A 15,995-nucleotide genomic window follows, 5' to 3' on the forward strand; every position below is an offset into this window, starting at 1 on the left:
CGCCCACCGACGAGTTGTCGACGGTGACCGAGACAGAGTCCTCGTCGACGACGTCGACAACCGGAGAGGACTCGGCGCCGAATCTGCCCGAGTGGACAATCGGGCGAGTGATCGCCATGGCCCCACGCGTCGACAATTCGCGTTTCCATCAGGGCTCGGTGACCGAGGATTCACCACTACAGGATTCGTCCGGCTTCCATTTCTCCACACCGGACCGCGCGGTGAATTGCTCCACCGGCACCAACGGCACGTCGACGCTCGCCTGCCGGATCGACGACGAGCAGGGCGACGACTCCCCCGCACGACCTCCCTCGTCCGTCCCCGCGGCCTGCGACTGGGAGCGGGATCTCGCCATCCTCGGACCGGACGGCCCGCGGCGCGGAGCATGTGCCAATCGATATCCCGTTCTCTATCGGAGTTCGATTGTCGACTTCGGCCGGACCATTTCTATATCCCGCTTTTCTTGCCTCGTTGAGACCGCGGGGATGTTTTGTCTCGAATCCAGATCTAAATCGGGATTCGCAATCACACCGAACGGTTACCAAACGATCTATGCAGCAGATCGGGCACCTGAATCGCTGGTGAGCGTATCCCCCGAGGAATCGGACGAATCGTCCCGCCGGACCGCTGCGGCGGACTCCACGACCGTGACCACACCGACATCGAACCGGACCGCCACTCCGCGTAACCCGGGTCCGACCACCAGCACCGAGCCGACCCGTTAACAATCGGCCGTGTCTCGACTTCCCTAATGCTATTCAATGATTTATGGTCTAGGCGGGGGTTCTCAGCAAGTGCTCATGGTTTGAGTCTAAGCTGTGCACAGTTGGAATAGATCAAAACGGGGGGACGCAGGTTTCAGGCCTCGCGCGTCCGTCTTGGTCGGATGACACAATTCGAGGGGACAAGCGTTTCATGGCGAAAAAGGAAATCGTTCAGGTCATCGACGATCTCGACGGCAAGGTACTGGATCAGTACGAAACCGTCCGGTGGTCGCTCGACGGAAAGAACTATGAGTTCGACACATCGTCGAAGCATGCGCAGCAATTCCGCGATTCGCTGTCGAAGTACCTCGACATCTCCCGTCAGACCGGTCGTGTGACCAAGCGCGCGACGACGGCCTCGGCGGCGACCGGGGGCGGCCGCAACAAGGAGACCACCAAAGCGATCCGCGAATGGGCCATCAAAGAAGGTTACGAACTCAGCGATCGCGGTCGTATCCCGCAGAGCATCATCGAGGCCTTCGAAGCCGCACACTGACCGGTCAGACCTGACCGTCACCGAACACGAGACCCACTGCCCGGCCGCACTTCGCGAGCCGGGCAGTCGGCGTCGGGAGGACTGTTCACGATGAGGTCCTTCACCCCGCTGTCGGCCCCGGTCGACCCGGTTGGTGCACTCGAACGCATCTCGTGGCTGCTCGAGCGTCGTCGCGAGAGCACCTACCGCGTCGAGGCCTTCCGCCGCGCCGGACAGGCAGCGGCCGGACTCGATCCGTCCGAGATGCAGGCGCGAGCCGCCGCCGGCACCCTGACCGCGATCAAGGGCATCGGCAAGACCACTGCGGCCGTCATCAGCGAGGCCGCCGCCGGCGAGCTGCCTGGGTACCTCGCGCGGCTGCAGAGCGAGGACCCGCCCACCGCCCCCGACGACGCCGCCGGTCTCGTCGAGGCCGTGGTCGGTGACCTGCACGCCCATACCGACTGGAGCGACGGCGGGGCGCCGATCGACGAGATGGCCGCCGCCGCAGAGGCCTCGGGTCACGACTGGCTCGCCATCACCGACCATTCGCCCCGCCTCACGATCGCGAACGGGCTGAGCGCAGAACGCCTCGCCTCCCAGATCGAGGCGATCGATGCCTGGAATTCCGCTCACGCCACCAGTTTTCGCCTCTTCCGTGGGATCGAGATCGACATCCTCGACGACGGCGCGCTCGACCAGACCGACGAGATGATCTCGCGGCTCGACGTCGTGACCGCATCGGTGCATTCCAACCTGCGGATGGCGCACGCCGCGATGACCTCCCGGTTGGTCGCCGCGGTCTCCGATCCACGCGTGCACGTCCTCGGTCACTGCACGGGACGCCGGGTGCTGAGCGGTCGAGGCCATCGACCGCCCTCGACCTTCGATGCCGAGGCCGTGTTCGCCGCGTGTGCCGCCAACGACACCGTCGTCGAGATCAATTCCCGTCCCGAACGGGTCGACCCGCCCGACGAGTTGATCGAGATCGCGCGGGACGCCGGCTGCCTGTTCGCGATCGACTCGGACGCACACGCGCCCGGACAGCTCGACTTCAAGATCCTGGGCGCACGCCGCGCCGCGGCGCACGGTATCGACCCGGATCGGATCGTCACGACGTGGTCGTCGGAGCGGTTGTCGGAGTGGCTCGCCCGATGAGCCGGGCGATCAGCGGGAACAGCAGCACTGTCGTCGCTCCGGCAGCCACGAGAATCGACGCGAGTTCATCGGACATCAGCTCCGACGCCACGGCGACCTGGGTCACCGCGACGATGATCGGCAGGCCGGTCGCCGCGAAGAACGCCAACTGGGTCCGCTCGCGGGGCCTACGGAGGAAGTAGCCGTCGTCGAGCCGCCCGGCGCCGGCCCACACGGGTCCGCCCCGCGCGATCGCGATGGCGAGGATGAGCACCACCCACAGGCCCGGTTCCGACGCCACCGCCGAGACATCGATGTTCATCCCCGAGGTGACGAAGAAGATCGGGATCAGAATCCCGAAGCCGATGACCTCCAGCGACGTGCCCACCTGCGGGTGTTCGGGACCGATGAGGCGACGCAGGATGAGTCCCGCGGCGAAGGCACCCAACACGACGTCGAGGTCGAAGACGGAGGCCACCGTCATCAGCGAGACCAGCAACAGCACGACCACTCGGACGGGCAACTGCACTGTGCCCCCGGCGGCCTCGCGAATGGCGGCGCCGATGCCCGGCACGCGCGCCAGAATCCGCTGTGGCGCAGCCGATATCAGTAGCGCCGCGATCGCGAACAGCAGGAGTACGACCACCGCCGCGCCGATGCTGCGGCTCGTCAGCAACAGCGACATGGCCACCACCGGCCCCAACTCCCCGACAGCCCCGTGCGCCATCACCGCCCGCCCCAACCGGGTCCGTTCGAGTCCGGCTTGTTTGAGGATCGGCAGCAGCGTTCCCAGAGCGGTGGACGACAGGGCGATGGCCACCGCGACGTGGGCGGTGAAGCCGGTCTCGCCGAGGCCCAGCGCCAGGGTCACCGCGACCAGCGTCACGGCGGCCAGCGCAATCAAGAGACTGACCAGCCAGGAGATCTGCGCGATCCGGCCGGTCCGGCCGCCCAGCAGCTTCGGGTCGAGCTCGTATCCGGCGAGCAGGAAGAGCATGCCAAGCCCCAGCTGGCTCAACACGTCGATGCCGTCCTGCGAGGCCACGTCGAGCGCATGCGGGCCGATGAGGATGCCGAACCCGAGCAGCAGCACGGCGTCGGGCACATATCCGCGCGACATCCGGGACAGGAGCGGCGAGATCACCGCCACGAGCGCGATCCAGAACAGCGACACGGTCACCGAGGTCGCGGAGTCCCCGGACTCCGCGAGAACGAGCACAGGACCACTCGAGGCCGTGTCGACGAGCAGGGTCTCCGCCGGTGTCATGGATGACATGGTGGCACGACGGGCGCCGGGGCGACGTCAGCTCAGGGCACCGACGCGATCCCGGATCACCGGCAGCACACCTTCGGCGAACCAGTGCGCCTCTTCGATGTGCGGATAGCCCGACAGGATGAAGTGTGCGAACCCTTCGGATTCGTACTCGCCGATGAGCGCCGCGACCTCGTCGTAGCTGCCCACGAGTGCAGTGCCGGCTCCTCCGCGGATGAGGCCGACACCCGCCCACAGACCGGGATGGATCTCGAGGGCGTCGCGCCGTCCGCCGTGCAGTTCGGCCATTCGTCGCTGACCGGTCGAGTCCGAGCCCGAGTGCAGGGCGAAGGCCGTCGCGATCTCCTCGTCGGAGATCCCCTGCAGCAGGGTGTCGGCTACGCGCCACGCCTCCGCGGAGGTCTCGCGTGCGATGACGTGAAGTCGCACACCGTATTCCAGCGACCGGCCGACGGCCGACGCGCGGCGCGCCACTTCCGCGATCTTCTCCCCCGCCACCGCAGGCGGTTCGCCCCACGTGAGATAGACCTCGGCCCGTGACGCGGCGACCGTCAGCGCCGGATCCGACGAGCCGCCGAAGAAGATCTGCGGCTTGACCACCGGCGGATCGGGCAGGAACGCCCCGGCGATCTGATAGAACTCACCGTCGAAATCGACTGTCTCCCCGGTCCAGAGCCGCTCGACGATCTGCAGGAACTCGTCGGTGCGCGCATAGCGGCGATCGTGGTCGACCCAGTCACCGAATCGTCGTTGCTCCACCTCGTCGCCGCCGGTCACGATGTTGACCGCAACCCGTCCGCCCGAGAACCGTTGGAGCGTCGCGGTCTGCTGCGCCGCGAGGGTCGGCGAGATCAGCCCGGGCCGGAACGCCACGAGGAACTTCAGTTGCTCGGTGTGCGTGATCGCGGCGGCGGTGGTGAGCCACGCGTCCTCGCACCAGGTTCCGGTCGGGGTCAGGACACTCTCGTAGCCGAGCCGGTCGGCGGTGCGTGCGACGTCGATCAGATAAGGCAGTTCCGGCGCCCGGTAACCCGGGGGATGCCGTTTCGTCGCTGATGCGTGTGAGGCGCCGACGATTCCGCGGCTGTCGCCTGCGGTCGGCAGAAACCAGTGGAAATGACTCACGAAGATCCCTTCCTGCGGATGGATGGGCGGGTCTAGGACTGAGGCGTACCGAACAGCGGTGCCAGCGATTCGTCGTAGCGGTTGTCGACGAACGACGCGAAATCGACCTGTCCCTGCAGCTGACCGGAGTCGGCGAAGGCGTCGGCGAGTTTCTGCTGCGACGCCACAACGCTGTCGTCGAGTGCGATGGCAGGCCGCAGGCTGCGGCCCTGCGCGACCTTGCCCGCCCGCGGATCGATCCCGACCTCGGCGGAGTACTGCTCGGCCCAGGCATCCGGGTTCGCCTTCGTCCAGTTCGCGGCGCGCGCGATGCCGGTCGCGAGTTCTCGGATCGCGGTGTTGCGACGCGGGTCGGCGAGCGCCTCGTCACCGGCGATACCGAAGCCGAAGCCGTTGGAGACGCCCTCGGCGGTGACGAGCGTCTTCGGAGTGTTCTCGAGCTGCACGATCGCGGTGTACGGATCCCAGATCGCCCACGCGTCGACGTTGCCGGAAGTGAACGCCGACAACGCATCCGCAGGCTGCAGGAACACCGGTTCGACGTCGTTGCCGGGCCCGAGGGTCAGGTTGACCTTGTTCAGTTGCAGCAACAGATGTCCATGCGCCGAGCTGCCCTTGGCCACGGCGACCTTCTTGCCCTTGAGGTCGGCGACCGAGGCCAGGGGTGAGTCGCCCGGAATCAGGATCGCGTCGCCGCTGGCGTTGTTCGCGTACCCGGTGACGATCTTGACCTTCGCGTTCGCCGCTGCGCCGAAGATGGGCGGCGTGTTCCCGGTGACGGCGAAGTCGATCTTGCCCGCCGTCGCGGCCTCGATCTGCGGTGGGCCGGAGGTGAACGTGGAGAATTCGACGGTGAACGGGAGCTTCTCGAGTTCGCCCGAGGCACGCAGCAGGGCTTCGGTGCCGCCCTTCTGGTCTCCGACACGAAGAGTGAGGTCCTGCAGCGAGGCGACGTCGACCGTCTCGTTCGCGATCGATTCGGCGTTGTCCTCGCGTTGGACGCATCCTGCGAGGCCCATGGTCAGGGCGGCGGTGGCCAGCACGGCGGCGAGCACACGGCGTCGTCGGGGACGAGCGGCGCGCACGGGGGCAAGGTCGTTGGTCATCGAGGGTGCCTTCGGGTTCAGGGGTGGACTGGTCAGCGCGTCGTGTCGGCAACGCCGAGAGCGGTCAGCAATTCGGCTCGCAGGCGCGGGATCTCGGAGTCGGGATCGTCGGGTTCACCGGTATACCGCGGGCGCGGCACGGCGAGGTCTTCGACGATCGTGCCGCCGGCGAGGACGACGACGCGGTCGGCGAGCCGCAGCGCCTCGTCGACGTCGTGGGTGACGAGCAGCGCGCCGAAACCGTTGTCGCGCCAGAGACGAATGAGCAACTCGTGCATCGTGCGTCGGGTGAGTGCATCGAGGGCACCGAACGGCTCGTCGAGCAGCAGGAGCTGCGGACGTGCGACGAGGGCACGGGCGAGTGAGACCCGTTGCGCCTGGCCGCCCGAGAGCTGCGCGGGCCAGGCACCTGTCTTGTCGCTGAGACCCACCTCGTCGAGAGTGTGGCGCGCCCGCTCCCTGGCCTGCGACTTGCCGACCTTCTCGCGCACGAGGCCGAAGGCGACGTTCTGCAACACGGTGCGCCAGGGAAAGAGTCGCGGTTCCTGGAACGACACCGCCGGGTGGCCTGCGGTGCGCACGGTGCCCGCCTCGGTGGTCGACAGGCCGGCGAGAAGTCGCAGCAGCGTCGACTTCCCGCTGCCGCTGCGTCCGATGAGCGCGACGATCTCGTGCGCGCCGACTCGCAGCGTGACGTCGCGCAGCACGGGGTTGTCCCCGTAGCTCAGGCTGGCGTGTTCGACTTCGGCGGCGTAGGCGACCGGGCCGGCGGGCTTCTCGGCGAGCGGAACCTCGAGATCTCGGGTGGCGATGGCGGTCATGATCGGGCCTCCTTGACTCGGGATGTTCAGGATGGGACCGTCACCGGTTCTGGTACCGCGTCGTGTAGCGCTCCAACGCCCGCACGATGGCGTCGGTGATCAATCCCAGTGCGGCGTAGACGATCAGGCCGAAGAAGATGATGTCGGTGCGTAAGAAGTCACGAGCGTTGTTGATCAGGTACCCCAGTCCGGAGGTCGCCGCGATCTGCTCGGCGACGATCAGGCTCAACCAGGCGATGGCCAGGGCCTGTCGGAGGCCGACGAGGATCTGCGGCATCGCGCCGGGGATGATGAGGTCCCGGACGGTGGTCAGCCGCGAGAAGCCCAGGACCCGTGCGGTTTCCACCAACCGTCCGTCGATCTGGCGAATCGCGGCCGACGTGTTGAGATAGAGCGGGAACAGTGCGCCCAGTGACACCAGCAGGACTTTCGGCATCTCGCCGATGCCGAACCACAGGATGAACAACGGGATCAGACCGAACAGCGGAAGTGCGCGGATCGCTTGCATGTTCGGGTCGATGGCCGAGTCGGCGAACTTGCTCAGTCCGACCAGCAAGCCGAGCCCGATCCCGACCGCGACGCCGATCGTCAGTCCGATCGCGACCCGCTGCGCCGACGCCGCGATGGCGTCGAGGAGCTGCCCATTGCCGAGGACTTCCCAGCCGGCTTCGGCGATCAGCGACGGTGCGGGCAGCTTGTCCTGCGGGATGATCCCCAGTGCGCTGCCCACCTGCCAGAGCACGAGGACCGCGACGGGCGACAGGGCGCGCAGGATCGTGTGCAGCCGGGAGGATCTGGCTGCCTTGACCGACGCCGATGAGTCATCCGGCGAACCCGGCCTCGCTGCTCTCGGGACGCCGGGCGCGCTGATACTGAGTGTTCGGTCGGCCACGTGCGGCAACGTTACGAATCGGGAAACACTCGCGACACCGTTGAGGTCAGCGTGAGCACAAGTAGGTCGCGGGCCCCGGCATTCGCGTACTGCGAGCGTTCGGCCCCGTGTGACTTCAGCTCCGCTTGATCGTGATCCCGGTCATCCCCGACGCCGAACCGGTCAGTTCGATCACCGGTCCGCCCGGACGCGTCGGCGCACCGGCCTTGTCCTTCACCTTCGACCATCCGGACAGTTGCAGGTCGCCGTATCGGATCTCGTGATCGGGACCGATCCGCAGCTTCACCGTGGTGATGGACACCTGAAACTGCAGCGTCGTCGACGGCCCGGGGAACGACGCGTGGGTGAAATCCAGATCGACGGTGCCCATGCTGCCGGTGACGAGGGTCGACGGCGGGACGTGCCAGGTCCCCTTGCGTCGAACCGTGTCCCACTCGGCCGCCAGGTGCACGGGTGCGGCCGGCGGCACGGCGACGGCCGGAGTCGCGGCAGCGGCTGGACTCGGGTCGTTGAACAGGCGACCGGCGTTCGGCAGGTTCGCCAAGACGGCTCGCAGGTCGGCGCGGGTCTTTGCCGCATACACCAGGCCCGATCGGTCCTCGAACTCCGCGATCTCCAGGTAACCGGCGGAGAAGGCGTCGTTCAGCAGGGTGACGGCACGTTCGCGTTCCGGGTTTCCGACCCGAAGATCGTCGTCGGGGAGGCGGTCGACCATGCCTGCCACCCTATTGCACCGCGCCGCGGCGTTGTTCGCGGCACGAGCGCCGGTGGTCGCGGCCCGATCAGTTCCGCGGGATCGGCGGCGCGGCGTCGGGTGCCATCAACGCGCCGATCTGCGCGAAGATCGGGTTGCCGCCGTTGTCGTAGGAGCCGTCGGGACCGAACGCCTCGGGGTCATAGGTCACCGACACCGCGATGGCGATCTTCTCCGACGGCAGATATCCCGCGACCGCGGAGTACCCGTTGAACAGCGGGTTCTGCACGACCCAGTCGCCGGTGCGGACGACACCCATGCCGTAGGTGTATCGGTCGGTCATCGTCATGCAGGTCGAGCAGCCGGCCAGTGGGCGCGCCACCCCGCGCAAGCTCGTGGAGACCATCGTGTCGTATGACTCCGACGACAACGTCTCACCCGCGAACAGTTTCCGTGCCGTCGCCTCGACGTCGTAGATGTTCGACGTCTGGATGGCGCCGTGGGTGATGCTCCACGAGGGGTTCCAGCCGGTGGTCTCCTCGTAGAAGGGTGTCGTCGGTGGAAGGTTCAGAATCCCGCGTCGCTCCGACGAATAGGCGTGCAGGGCGGGTTCGGGGATCACCGCTGTCAGATCCGAGACGGTGTTGTCGAGGTCGAGCGGTTCGGAGATCCGCTGCCGGAGCAGATCGGCGACCGACTCGCCGGTGATCTTCTCGAGAGCCAGCCCGAGGATCACGTAGTTGGTGTGTGCGTAGTTCCAGTTGGTTCCCGGTTGGTAGAGCAACGGCTTGTCCACGGCGTAGGACAGCATCTCCTCGGTCGTCCACGCCTTGAACGGGTTCGTCAGCTCCTCGGTCTCGAATGCGTCGTTGCCGAGCACGTAGTCCTGGTATCCGGACGTCATCGTCGCCAGTTGCCGCAGAGTCACCCGGTCGCTGTTGGGGATCTGGGGAACCCATTTCGCGATGATGTCGTCGAGACCGACGGTCTTCTCGTCGGCGAGTTGCAAGAGCACGGCCGCGACGTAGGCGATGGCGACGGAACCGTTGCGGAAGTGCATGTCCGTGGTCGCGGGGACACCGGTCTGCGATTCGCCGAACGCCTTGGTGATCACGTCCTGCCCGTCGTCGGTGACACGCACGATCGCCGACTTCAGGTGTTTGGTCTCCATCAATTCTTGGACGATCCGCTCGATCTGCGCCGCCTGCTGTGGGTTCGACGACGCGGCCGAGGAGGTCGCGGGTTCGGAGCCGCCGTCGGTACCGCATGCGGCGAGCGCGACCGCAAGGATCACGACAACCAGCGTCGACCAGCGCTTTCGCATCCTGGGATTGTTCCACGAGCGCAGAACTCCTGTCGGCGACTTCGGCGATCCCGGAGTAGCGTCGATCCCGTCCGCGCGGCGGACGGAGGAGGGCGTCGATGACAGCAGGACACGCGACCGGCCCGGCGGCGGTTTCGATGCCGAGGCCGATGCCGACCGCGTTCATCGGGCATGGCAACCCGATGAACGCACTCGAACGCAACAGGTACACCGAGGCCTGGGCCGCCCTGGGCGCATCGGTGCCCAGACCCCGCGCGATCCTGGTGATCTCGGCGCACTGGTACACCAACGCCACCGCGGTCACCGCGATGCCGCGGCCGCGCACCATCCACGACTTCTACGGCTTCCCGCAGGACCTCTTCGATGTCGAGTACCCCGCCCCGGGAGATCCGGATGTCGCCGACATGGTTGCCGATGTCGTCAAACCCACATGGTGCGGTCACGACGTCGACAGTTGGGGCATCGACCACGGGACCTGGTCGGTCCTCGTCCACACGTTCCCGGACGCGACGATACCCGTACTTCAGTTGTCGCTCAACGCCTTCAAGGACTTCGAGCACCACTACGACCTGGGCCGCAGGCTCGCGCCGCTTCGAGAACAGGGTGTGCTGATCATCGGCAGCGGCAACATCGTGCACAACCTGCGGGCGGTCGACTTCGCCAAGTCCGACAGCGGATTCGACTGGGCCAACCGATTCGACGATGCCGCCCGAGAGGTGTTGCAGGACAACCCGTCCGACATCCTCAGCCTGGACGGACATCCCGACTTCGACAAGTCCGTGCCGACTCCCGACCACTACCTGCCGTTGCTCTACATCGCCGGACTGGCCGGCGACTCGCCCCTGGACCTGTTGGTGAACGGCCATGCCGCCGGGTCGATCTCGATGGCCGCCTACACGCACGGGCTCGACGTCGAGCCCTCGGGGTCCGGCGCCGACGCTCCGGCCGCCGAACTACCCGAGGGGTTTCCGACACTCAACTCGAACCTGTGAGCCTCAGGCCGCGAGGAACTCGTCGATCTGGTTGATCGCCGAGGACGCACCTTCGACGACGCCCATGTCGAGCACCTTCTGCAATGCCTCGGCCGAGTCATAGGTGCTGATGTAGGTGGCGACCGTCGTGCCGTCTTTCTCGGTGAACGCGTAGGAGTTCCGAGACTCCGGCATGTCGGTGATCGGGTTGAGGTCCCCATCGGCGAAGCCGTCGAGGAAGGTGAAGCCGGTGGGCTCGTCGACGGACTCGACCTTCCAGTAGCCACCGAACTTCTCCCCCTCGGGACTCGTCATGTAGTACGTGACCCGACCGCCGGGGCGGAGGTCGTGGTCGACGACGGTGGCCGGGTAGGTCGGCGGGCCCCAGATCTTCTCGAGCTGGCGCGGGTCGGCGTAGATCTGCCACACGCGGTCGATCGGCGCCGCGAATTCGGCATTGATGGTGATGGTGCGGGCGTCGAGGTCCGGCGTCACGTCGATGACAGGCATTGTTCATTCCTCCGATGAGGTTGTGGGTGAGGGTGATTCAAGTGAGAGCAGATCGTCGATGCGGGCGATACGACCGCGCCACACCTGTTCGAGCTCGGTGAGCATCGATGCCACCGAACGCACTGCCGCGACGTCGCCACTGGCCAGCTGCTCACGCCCGGAACGACGCTTGGTGAGCAGGCCGGCCTTCTCCAGGACGGCGACGTGCTTCTGCACTGCCGCGAAGCTCATGTCGTATTTCGCAGCCAGCACCGAGACCGAGTGTTCTCCGGCGAGCACACGTCGCAGGATGTCGCGACGGGTGCGATCCGACAGCGCGTGGAACAGGGCGTCCGCCCGGTCCTCGTCGGTCGGTTCGCCCGCGTTCTCGATCACCTCTCAAACATACAACCAATCGGTTGTATGTCAAGAGCCTGTTGCGATCACCCCGGGCGCAACCCTCGCCCTCGGCGTTCGGCGCGCCTTGACTTGTCCCGATCGCCTCCCCGCCCGTGGCGGCACCTCCCCAACTCGCTCCGGCGACCCAGACCGAAGGACATCAACCCGTGACCCGTCAGCTCCATCTCGGTGGATTCTTGATCGCCTCCCCCGTCACCCACTCGCACGCCGCGTGGCGTCATCCCGGTTCGGTGACGGACTATTTCGGGCCGGACCACTATCACCGGGTCGGGCGGATCCTCGAGCGCGGCAAGTTCGATTTCGCCTTCTTCGCCGACCTGCTCGCCGCCCCGGTCCGATTCGGCGGCGATCAGTCCGAACCGTTCCGACGCGGCACGCAGGCCGCCGCGACGATCGACCCGAGCCTGGTGGCGGCGAGCATCGCCGCGGTCACCACCCGGCTCGGAATAGCGGTGACCAAGTCCACCACCTACTTCCACCCCTACGAACTCGCACGCGTCTTCGGGTCCCTCGACCACCTCACCCGGGGACGCATCGCGTGGAACATCGTGACGTCACTGTCGCAGGCCGAGGCGCAGAACTTCGGCTTCGACGACCACGTCGGACACGACGAGCGGTATGTGCGCGCCGAGGAGTTCGTCCGCACGGCGATCAAACTGTGGTCGAGCTGGGACGCCGATGCCGTGACCGCCGACAAGGAGTCCGGCGTCTGGGCGGACCCGGCGAAGATCCACACCGTCGACCACGACGGCGCGCATTACCGCACCCGAGGCCCGCTCAACCAGCCCCGGTCACCGCAACACCGACCGGTCCTCATCCAGGCGGGGTCGTCGAACACCGGTAAGGATTTCGCCGCGCGGTGGGCGGAGGCGATCTTCGAGATCGACCCGACCCCGGAGGGGCGCCGCGCCTACTACGACGACGTGAAGTCGCGCGCGGTGAACTTCGGCCGTAACCCCGACCACGTCAAGATCTTTCCGTCCTTCATCCCGTTCATCGGCGAGACCGAGTCGATCGCCCGGGAGAAGCAGGCCTTCCACAACGAACTCGCCGACCCGATCTCGGGCCTGATCACGCTCTCGGTCCACACCGACCACGACTTCTCCGCCTACGATCTCGACGCCCCCGTCGAAGACGTTCAGGTGAGCGGCACACAGGGGCTGTTCGATGTCGCCCGACGCCTCTCCGAGCGGGACAGTCTCACCCTCCGCGACATCGGCAAGCTCTACGCGCAGGGAGTCCTGTTGCCGCAGTTCGTCGGCACGGCCGCCGAGGTCGCGGACCAGATCGAGGAGTCGTTCTCCGGTGGCGAGGCCGACGGGTTCATCGTGTCGAGTGCCCAGACCCCCGGCACCTTCAACGACTTCGTGGACTACGTGGTGCCGGAGTTGCAGCGCCGCGGCCTGTTCCGGACAGAGTACGAGGGCACGACCCTGCGCGAGCACCTCGGACTCGGGACCGCGGAGGAGGATCTGCCCGCGGACGTGCGCGGGGTCGACACCCGGCTCGCGGGCTGAGGCGGGGAGGACCTCAGCGCTCGCTGACCCGGCCGCCGTCGACGTCCCAGTGCCGGTCGACGTGGACGTTCTCCAGCATGCGCCGATCGTGGGTCACGAGAAGCACTGCGCCGTCGTAGGAATCGAGCGCGGACTCGAGTTGTTCGATGGCCGGCAGGTCGAGGTGGTTGGTCGGCTCGTCGAGGACGAGGACATTGGTGCCGCGCGCCTGGAGCAGTGCCAGTCCGGCCCGGGTGCGCTCGCCCGGTGACAGCTCGCCGACCGGCCGGTCGACGTGATCGGCCCGCAGACCGAACTTGGCGAGCAGGGTGCGCACGTCGGCGGTGGAGTACTCGGGGACGAGGGCCTCGAATCGTTCGGCGAGCGGCCGGGTGCCGGTGAACTGGCCACGCGCCTGGTCGATCTCACCGATCGCGACGTTGGCTCCGAGTTGCGCCGTTCCCTCATCGGGTTCGACCCGCCCGAGAAGCAGCCGCAGCAGCGTTGTCTTGCCGGCACCGTTGTGGCCGGTGATGCCGATGCGTTCGCCGGCATTCACCTGTAACGACACCGGCCCCAGCACGAAATCACCCTGCCGCACAACCGCTTCGTTGAGTGTGGCGACCACCGAACTGGAGCGTGGGGCAGAGCCGATGGTGAACTCGAGCACCCATTCCTTGCGCGGCTCGGCGACCTCGTCCAGCCGCGCGATCCGACTCTCCATCTGCCGGACCTTCTGCGCCTGCTTCTCGCTGGATTCCGTTGCGGCGCGGCGTCGGATCTTGTCGTTGTCCGGCGCCTTGCGCATGGCGTTGCGGACGCCCTGACTCGACCATTCGCGTTGCGTCCGCGCCCGGGCGACGAGATCGGCCTTCTTGGCCGCGAACTCCTCGTATTCCTCGCGGCGGTGGCGCCGGGCGACGGCACGTTCCTCGAGGTAGCTCTCGTAACCACCGCCGTACACGGTGTTGGTGTGCTGCGCGAGGTCGAGTTCGAGCACGCGGGTGACGCTGCGCGCGAGGAACTCTCGATCGTGACTGACGAGGACGACGCCGCCACGCATCCCGGCCACGACCTCCTCCAGCCGCGCGAGACCGTCGAGGTCGAGGTCATTGGTCGGTTCGTCGAGGAGCACGATGTCGAATCGAGAACACAGCAGCGCGGCGAGCCCGACCCGCGCGGCCTGGCCACCGGACAGATCCGTCATCAGCGTGGCGTCCGGGTCGATGACGCCGTCGCCGAGACCGAGATCGGCGAGAACGGCGGGCAGTCGCTCGTCGAGATCGGCCGCCCCGGTGGCCAGCCAGTGGTCCAGCGCGGCCGCGTAGACCTCGGCCGGGTCTGCCGACGCCGCCGTGCCAGGATCGGCCAGCGCGTCGGCCGCGGCGTCCATCGCCGCGGTGGCCGCCGCGCACCCGGTACGGCGTGCCACATAAGCGCGCACGACTTCCCCGGGAAGTCGCTCGTGCTCCTGTGGCAGCCAACCGACGAAGGCGTCGGACGGCGCCCGGGTGATCGTGCCCTCCAGAGGAGCGAGGTCACCGGCGAGGACCCGCAGGAGCGTGGTCTTCCCGGCTCCGTTCGCACCGACCACGCCGATCACGTCCCCGGGGGCCACGGTGAGATCGAGGTGATCGAACAGGACGCGGTGGGCATATCCCCCGGCGACGTCCTTGGCGACGAGCGTGGCGGTCATCGGTCCATGGTCGCACCCTGGCCGCGGCCGACGAGGACCCGCCGGGCGGCAGGCCCGTGTCCCCCGGTTTTCCCGACAGCCCGGCCGGGTATCCCCACGCATGACCTCAACTCGTGAGACCCGACACTTCGACGTCGTCGTCATCGGCGGCGGGAATGCCGGCCTCAGCGCAGCGGCGCGCCTGCTGCGCCTGGGCTTTCCCGACGTCGCGGTGATCGAACCGCAGGCCGTGCACACCTACCGCCCGCTCCTGTCCTATGTCGGCGGCGGCCAGGCGTCGCTTCATGACGCCGAGCGCACACAGCGATCGGTCACGCCGGACGGGGTGACCTGGCTGCGGGACACGGCTGTCGTCGTCGACGCGGGCAAGCGAACGATCCGCTGTGCCTCGGGCGTCGACATCGGCTATCGAGACCTCATCCTGGCCGTCGGACTCGTGCCGGATCACGACGCGATGCCGGGGATCGACCTCGCGATCGCCGACCCGGCGGTCGCCAGCAACTATCTCGACCGAGCCGAACAGACGTGGGATCTGGTGACCTCGATGCCGCGGGGCGGACGCGCCGTGTTCACCGTCCCGCGTCCGCCGGTCAGCTGCACCGGCACCACCCTCAAACCGTTGTTCCTCGCCGCCGCCCAGTGGCGGCGGGCCGGAATACTCGAATCCCTCGACATCACCCTGACCGTCGACCGGCCGCATCTGCTCGGCGTCGACGGCCTCGATGCCCGTCTGTCGGAGTGCCTCGACGAACTCGGCGTCCGCGTCCTGCTCGACAGCTCCGTCCGGCTCCACCCGGTCGATCGCCGGGTCACCGTGGTGACGGGCTCGGACACGCAGGACGTGCACTACGACATGCTGCATCTCGTGCCGCCGTTCCGCGGACCCGACCTGGTCACCGACTCGGGCCTGTCCGGCACCCGCGACCGGGGACTCGTCGACATCGACCCGCACACCCTCCGACACCGGACCCACCCGTCGGTCTGGGGCGCCGGCGACGGTGCCGCGATCGCCACCGACCCGTCCGGCGGCGGGCTGCGACGACAGATCGCGGTGCTCGTCGACAATCTCGCCGCGGCGCGGGCCGGCGAGGAACTGACGGCCTACGACGGGTACACGGTCGCTCCGATCGCGACCGACGCCCACCATCTGATCGCCGCCGAGTTCGACCGCGACGGAACACTGACGTCGTCGTTGCCGTCGGTGATCGACCCGCTCAAACCGCGTCGGAGCGCGTGGGCCTTCGACCGTTACGTCCTGCCGCGCCTCTACTGGAACGCAATCCTGCGCGGCCGGGTGTGAAACGCGCCCACC

General features: G+C 67.5%; 16 protein-coding genes. 6 read left to right on the top strand and 10 right to left on the bottom strand.

What is annotated here, in order from left to right:
• Positions 1 to 107 precede the first annotated feature (107 nt).
• The 3 genes from ABIC25_RS16285 to ABIC25_RS16295 all read left to right on the top strand — a co-directional run bounded on the left by ABIC25_RS16285 (position 108) and on the right by ABIC25_RS16295 (position 2,397).
• Positions 108 to 725 (top strand): hypothetical protein, encoded by a 618-nt coding sequence (locus ABIC25_RS16285; RefSeq protein WP_354562260.1) that lies wholly within the window; start codon positions 108 to 110, stop codon positions 723 to 725.
• 190 nt (positions 726 to 915) lie between these two features.
• Positions 916 to 1,260 (top strand): histone-like nucleoid-structuring protein Lsr2, encoded by a 345-nt coding sequence (locus ABIC25_RS16290; RefSeq protein WP_004022570.1) that lies wholly within the window; start codon positions 916 to 918, stop codon positions 1,258 to 1,260.
• Positions 1,261 to 1,350: 90 nt separating this feature from the next.
• On the top strand, positions 1,351 to 2,397 hold the full coding sequence (locus tag ABIC25_RS16295; protein WP_004022571.1) for a PHP domain-containing protein: 1,047 nt from the start codon (positions 1,351 to 1,353) through the stop codon (positions 2,395 to 2,397).
• Here ABIC25_RS16295 and ABIC25_RS16300 read toward each other — a convergent pair.
• From ABIC25_RS16300 to ABIC25_RS16330, 7 genes are all read right to left on the bottom strand, one after another.
• Positions 2,351 to 3,643: a cation:proton antiporter gene (locus ABIC25_RS16300; RefSeq protein ID WP_354562262.1), complete on the bottom strand. Its 1,293-nt coding sequence runs from the start codon at positions 3,641 to 3,643 to the stop codon at positions 2,351 to 2,353. The two genes, ABIC25_RS16295 and ABIC25_RS16300, sit on opposite strands and share 47 nt — an antisense overlap.
• Positions 3,644 to 3,679: 36 nt before the next feature.
• Entirely contained in the window at positions 3,680 to 4,774 is a 1,095-nt protein-coding gene (locus ABIC25_RS16305; RefSeq protein WP_239402628.1) for an LLM class flavin-dependent oxidoreductase, read from the bottom strand.
• A gap of 32 nt (positions 4,775 to 4,806) precedes the next feature.
• Positions 4,807 to 5,880 carry an ABC transporter substrate-binding protein gene (locus tag ABIC25_RS16310; RefSeq protein ID WP_354562264.1) on the bottom strand — a complete coding sequence of 358 codons (1,074 nt, stop codon included), beginning with the start codon at positions 5,878 to 5,880 and terminating at the stop codon, positions 4,807 to 4,809.
• A 32-nt stretch (positions 5,881 to 5,912) separates the two neighbouring features.
• Positions 5,913 to 6,701 carry an ABC transporter ATP-binding protein gene (locus tag ABIC25_RS16315; protein ID WP_354562265.1) on the bottom strand — a complete coding sequence of 263 codons (789 nt, stop codon included), beginning with the start codon at positions 6,699 to 6,701 and terminating at the stop codon, positions 5,913 to 5,915.
• Between the two features lie 40 nt (positions 6,702 to 6,741).
• Positions 6,742 to 7,593 (bottom strand): ABC transporter permease, encoded by an 852-nt coding sequence (locus tag ABIC25_RS16320; RefSeq protein WP_354562267.1) that lies wholly within the window; start codon positions 7,591 to 7,593, stop codon positions 6,742 to 6,744.
• Between the two features lie 115 nt (positions 7,594 to 7,708).
• Positions 7,709 to 8,308, bottom strand: a complete 600-nt coding sequence (locus tag ABIC25_RS16325; protein ID WP_239402630.1) for a DUF1707 SHOCT-like domain-containing protein — start codon at positions 8,306 to 8,308, stop codon at positions 7,709 to 7,711.
• Between the two features lie 67 nt (positions 8,309 to 8,375).
• The gene (locus ABIC25_RS16330) at positions 8,376 to 9,611 is read right to left on the bottom strand and encodes a serine hydrolase domain-containing protein (protein WP_239402631.1); all 1,236 of its coding nucleotides are present in this window, start codon (positions 9,609 to 9,611) and stop codon (positions 8,376 to 8,378) included.
• A 149-nt stretch (positions 9,612 to 9,760) separates the two neighbouring features.
• Between ABIC25_RS16330 and ygiD the strand changes: the two genes are divergently transcribed.
• Complete coding sequence (ygiD, locus tag ABIC25_RS16335; protein WP_494337979.1) at positions 9,761 to 10,603, top strand: 4,5-DOPA-extradiol-dioxygenase; 843 nt, start codon at positions 9,761 to 9,763, stop codon at positions 10,601 to 10,603.
• Between the two features lie 3 nt (positions 10,604 to 10,606).
• Here ygiD and ABIC25_RS16340 read toward each other — a convergent pair whose 3' ends face one another.
• Positions 10,607 to 11,092: an SRPBCC family protein gene (locus tag ABIC25_RS16340; RefSeq protein ID WP_004022580.1), complete on the bottom strand. Its 486-nt coding sequence runs from the start codon at positions 11,090 to 11,092 to the stop codon at positions 10,607 to 10,609.
• A 3-nt stretch (positions 11,093 to 11,095) separates the two neighbouring features.
• The gene (locus ABIC25_RS16345) at positions 11,096 to 11,467 is read right to left on the bottom strand and encodes an ArsR/SmtB family transcription factor (RefSeq protein ID WP_354562269.1); all 372 of its coding nucleotides are present in this window, start codon (positions 11,465 to 11,467) and stop codon (positions 11,096 to 11,098) included.
• A 170-nt stretch (positions 11,468 to 11,637) separates the two neighbouring features.
• Here ABIC25_RS16345 and ABIC25_RS16350 point away from each other — a divergent pair, with 170 nt between their 5' ends.
• Positions 11,638 to 13,008, top strand: coding sequence for an LLM class flavin-dependent oxidoreductase (locus ABIC25_RS16350; RefSeq protein WP_064571106.1), 1,371 nt, complete (start codon positions 11,638 to 11,640; stop codon positions 13,006 to 13,008).
• A gap of 13 nt (positions 13,009 to 13,021) precedes the next feature.
• Here the strand turns inward: ABIC25_RS16350 and abc-f are convergent, their stop codons facing one another.
• Positions 13,022 to 14,683: a ribosomal protection-like ABC-F family protein gene (gene abc-f / locus ABIC25_RS16355; protein ID WP_354562270.1), complete on the bottom strand. Its 1,662-nt coding sequence runs from the start codon at positions 14,681 to 14,683 to the stop codon at positions 13,022 to 13,024.
• A 100-nt stretch (positions 14,684 to 14,783) separates the two neighbouring features.
• Between abc-f and ABIC25_RS16360 the strand changes: the two genes are divergently transcribed.
• Positions 14,784 to 15,983: an NAD(P)/FAD-dependent oxidoreductase gene (locus tag ABIC25_RS16360; protein WP_354562271.1), complete on the top strand. Its 1,200-nt coding sequence runs from the start codon at positions 14,784 to 14,786 to the stop codon at positions 15,981 to 15,983.
• Positions 15,984 to 15,995: the final 12 nt, after the last annotated feature.

This window comes from Gordonia sp. PvP123 (assembly GCF_040547295.1).
In the GTDB taxonomy this organism is placed as follows: domain Bacteria; phylum Actinomycetota; class Actinomycetes; order Mycobacteriales; family Mycobacteriaceae; genus Gordonia; species Gordonia terrae.

Bases quoted from the DNA above. Each gene is read 5' to 3' on its own strand.
- ABIC25_RS16290 (WP_004022570.1), top strand. From the start codon at position 916: ATGGCGAAAAAGGAAATCGTTCAGGTCATCGACGATCTCGACGGCAAG.
- ABIC25_RS16295 (WP_004022571.1), top strand. From the start codon at position 1,351: ATGAGGTCCTTCACCCCGCTGTCGGCCCCGGTCGACCCGGTTGGTGCA.
- ABIC25_RS16300 (WP_354562262.1), bottom strand. From the start codon at position 3,643: ATGACACCGGCGGAGACCCTGCTCGTCGACACGGCCTCGAGTGGTCCT.
- ABIC25_RS16310 (WP_354562264.1), bottom strand. From the start codon at position 5,880: ATGACCAACGACCTTGCCCCCGTGCGCGCCGCTCGTCCCCGACGACGC.
- ABIC25_RS16315 (WP_354562265.1), bottom strand. From the start codon at position 6,701: ATGACCGCCATCGCCACCCGAGATCTCGAGGTTCCGCTCGCCGAGAAG.
- ABIC25_RS16325 (WP_239402630.1), bottom strand. From the start codon at position 8,308: ATGGTCGACCGCCTCCCCGACGACGATCTTCGGGTCGGAAACCCGGAA.
- ABIC25_RS16330 (WP_239402631.1), bottom strand. From the start codon at position 9,611: ATGCGAAAGCGCTGGTCGACGCTGGTTGTCGTGATCCTTGCGGTCGCG.
- ygiD (WP_494337979.1), top strand. From the start codon at position 9,761: ATGCCGACCGCGTTCATCGGGCATGGCAACCCGATGAACGCACTCGAA.
- ABIC25_RS16340 (WP_004022580.1), bottom strand. From the start codon at position 11,092: ATGCCTGTCATCGACGTGACGCCGGACCTCGACGCCCGCACCATCACC.
- abc-f (WP_354562270.1), bottom strand. From the start codon at position 14,683: ATGACCGCCACGCTCGTCGCCAAGGACGTCGCCGGGGGATATGCCCAC.
- ABIC25_RS16360 (WP_354562271.1), top strand. From the start codon at position 14,784: ATGACCTCAACTCGTGAGACCCGACACTTCGACGTCGTCGTCATCGGC.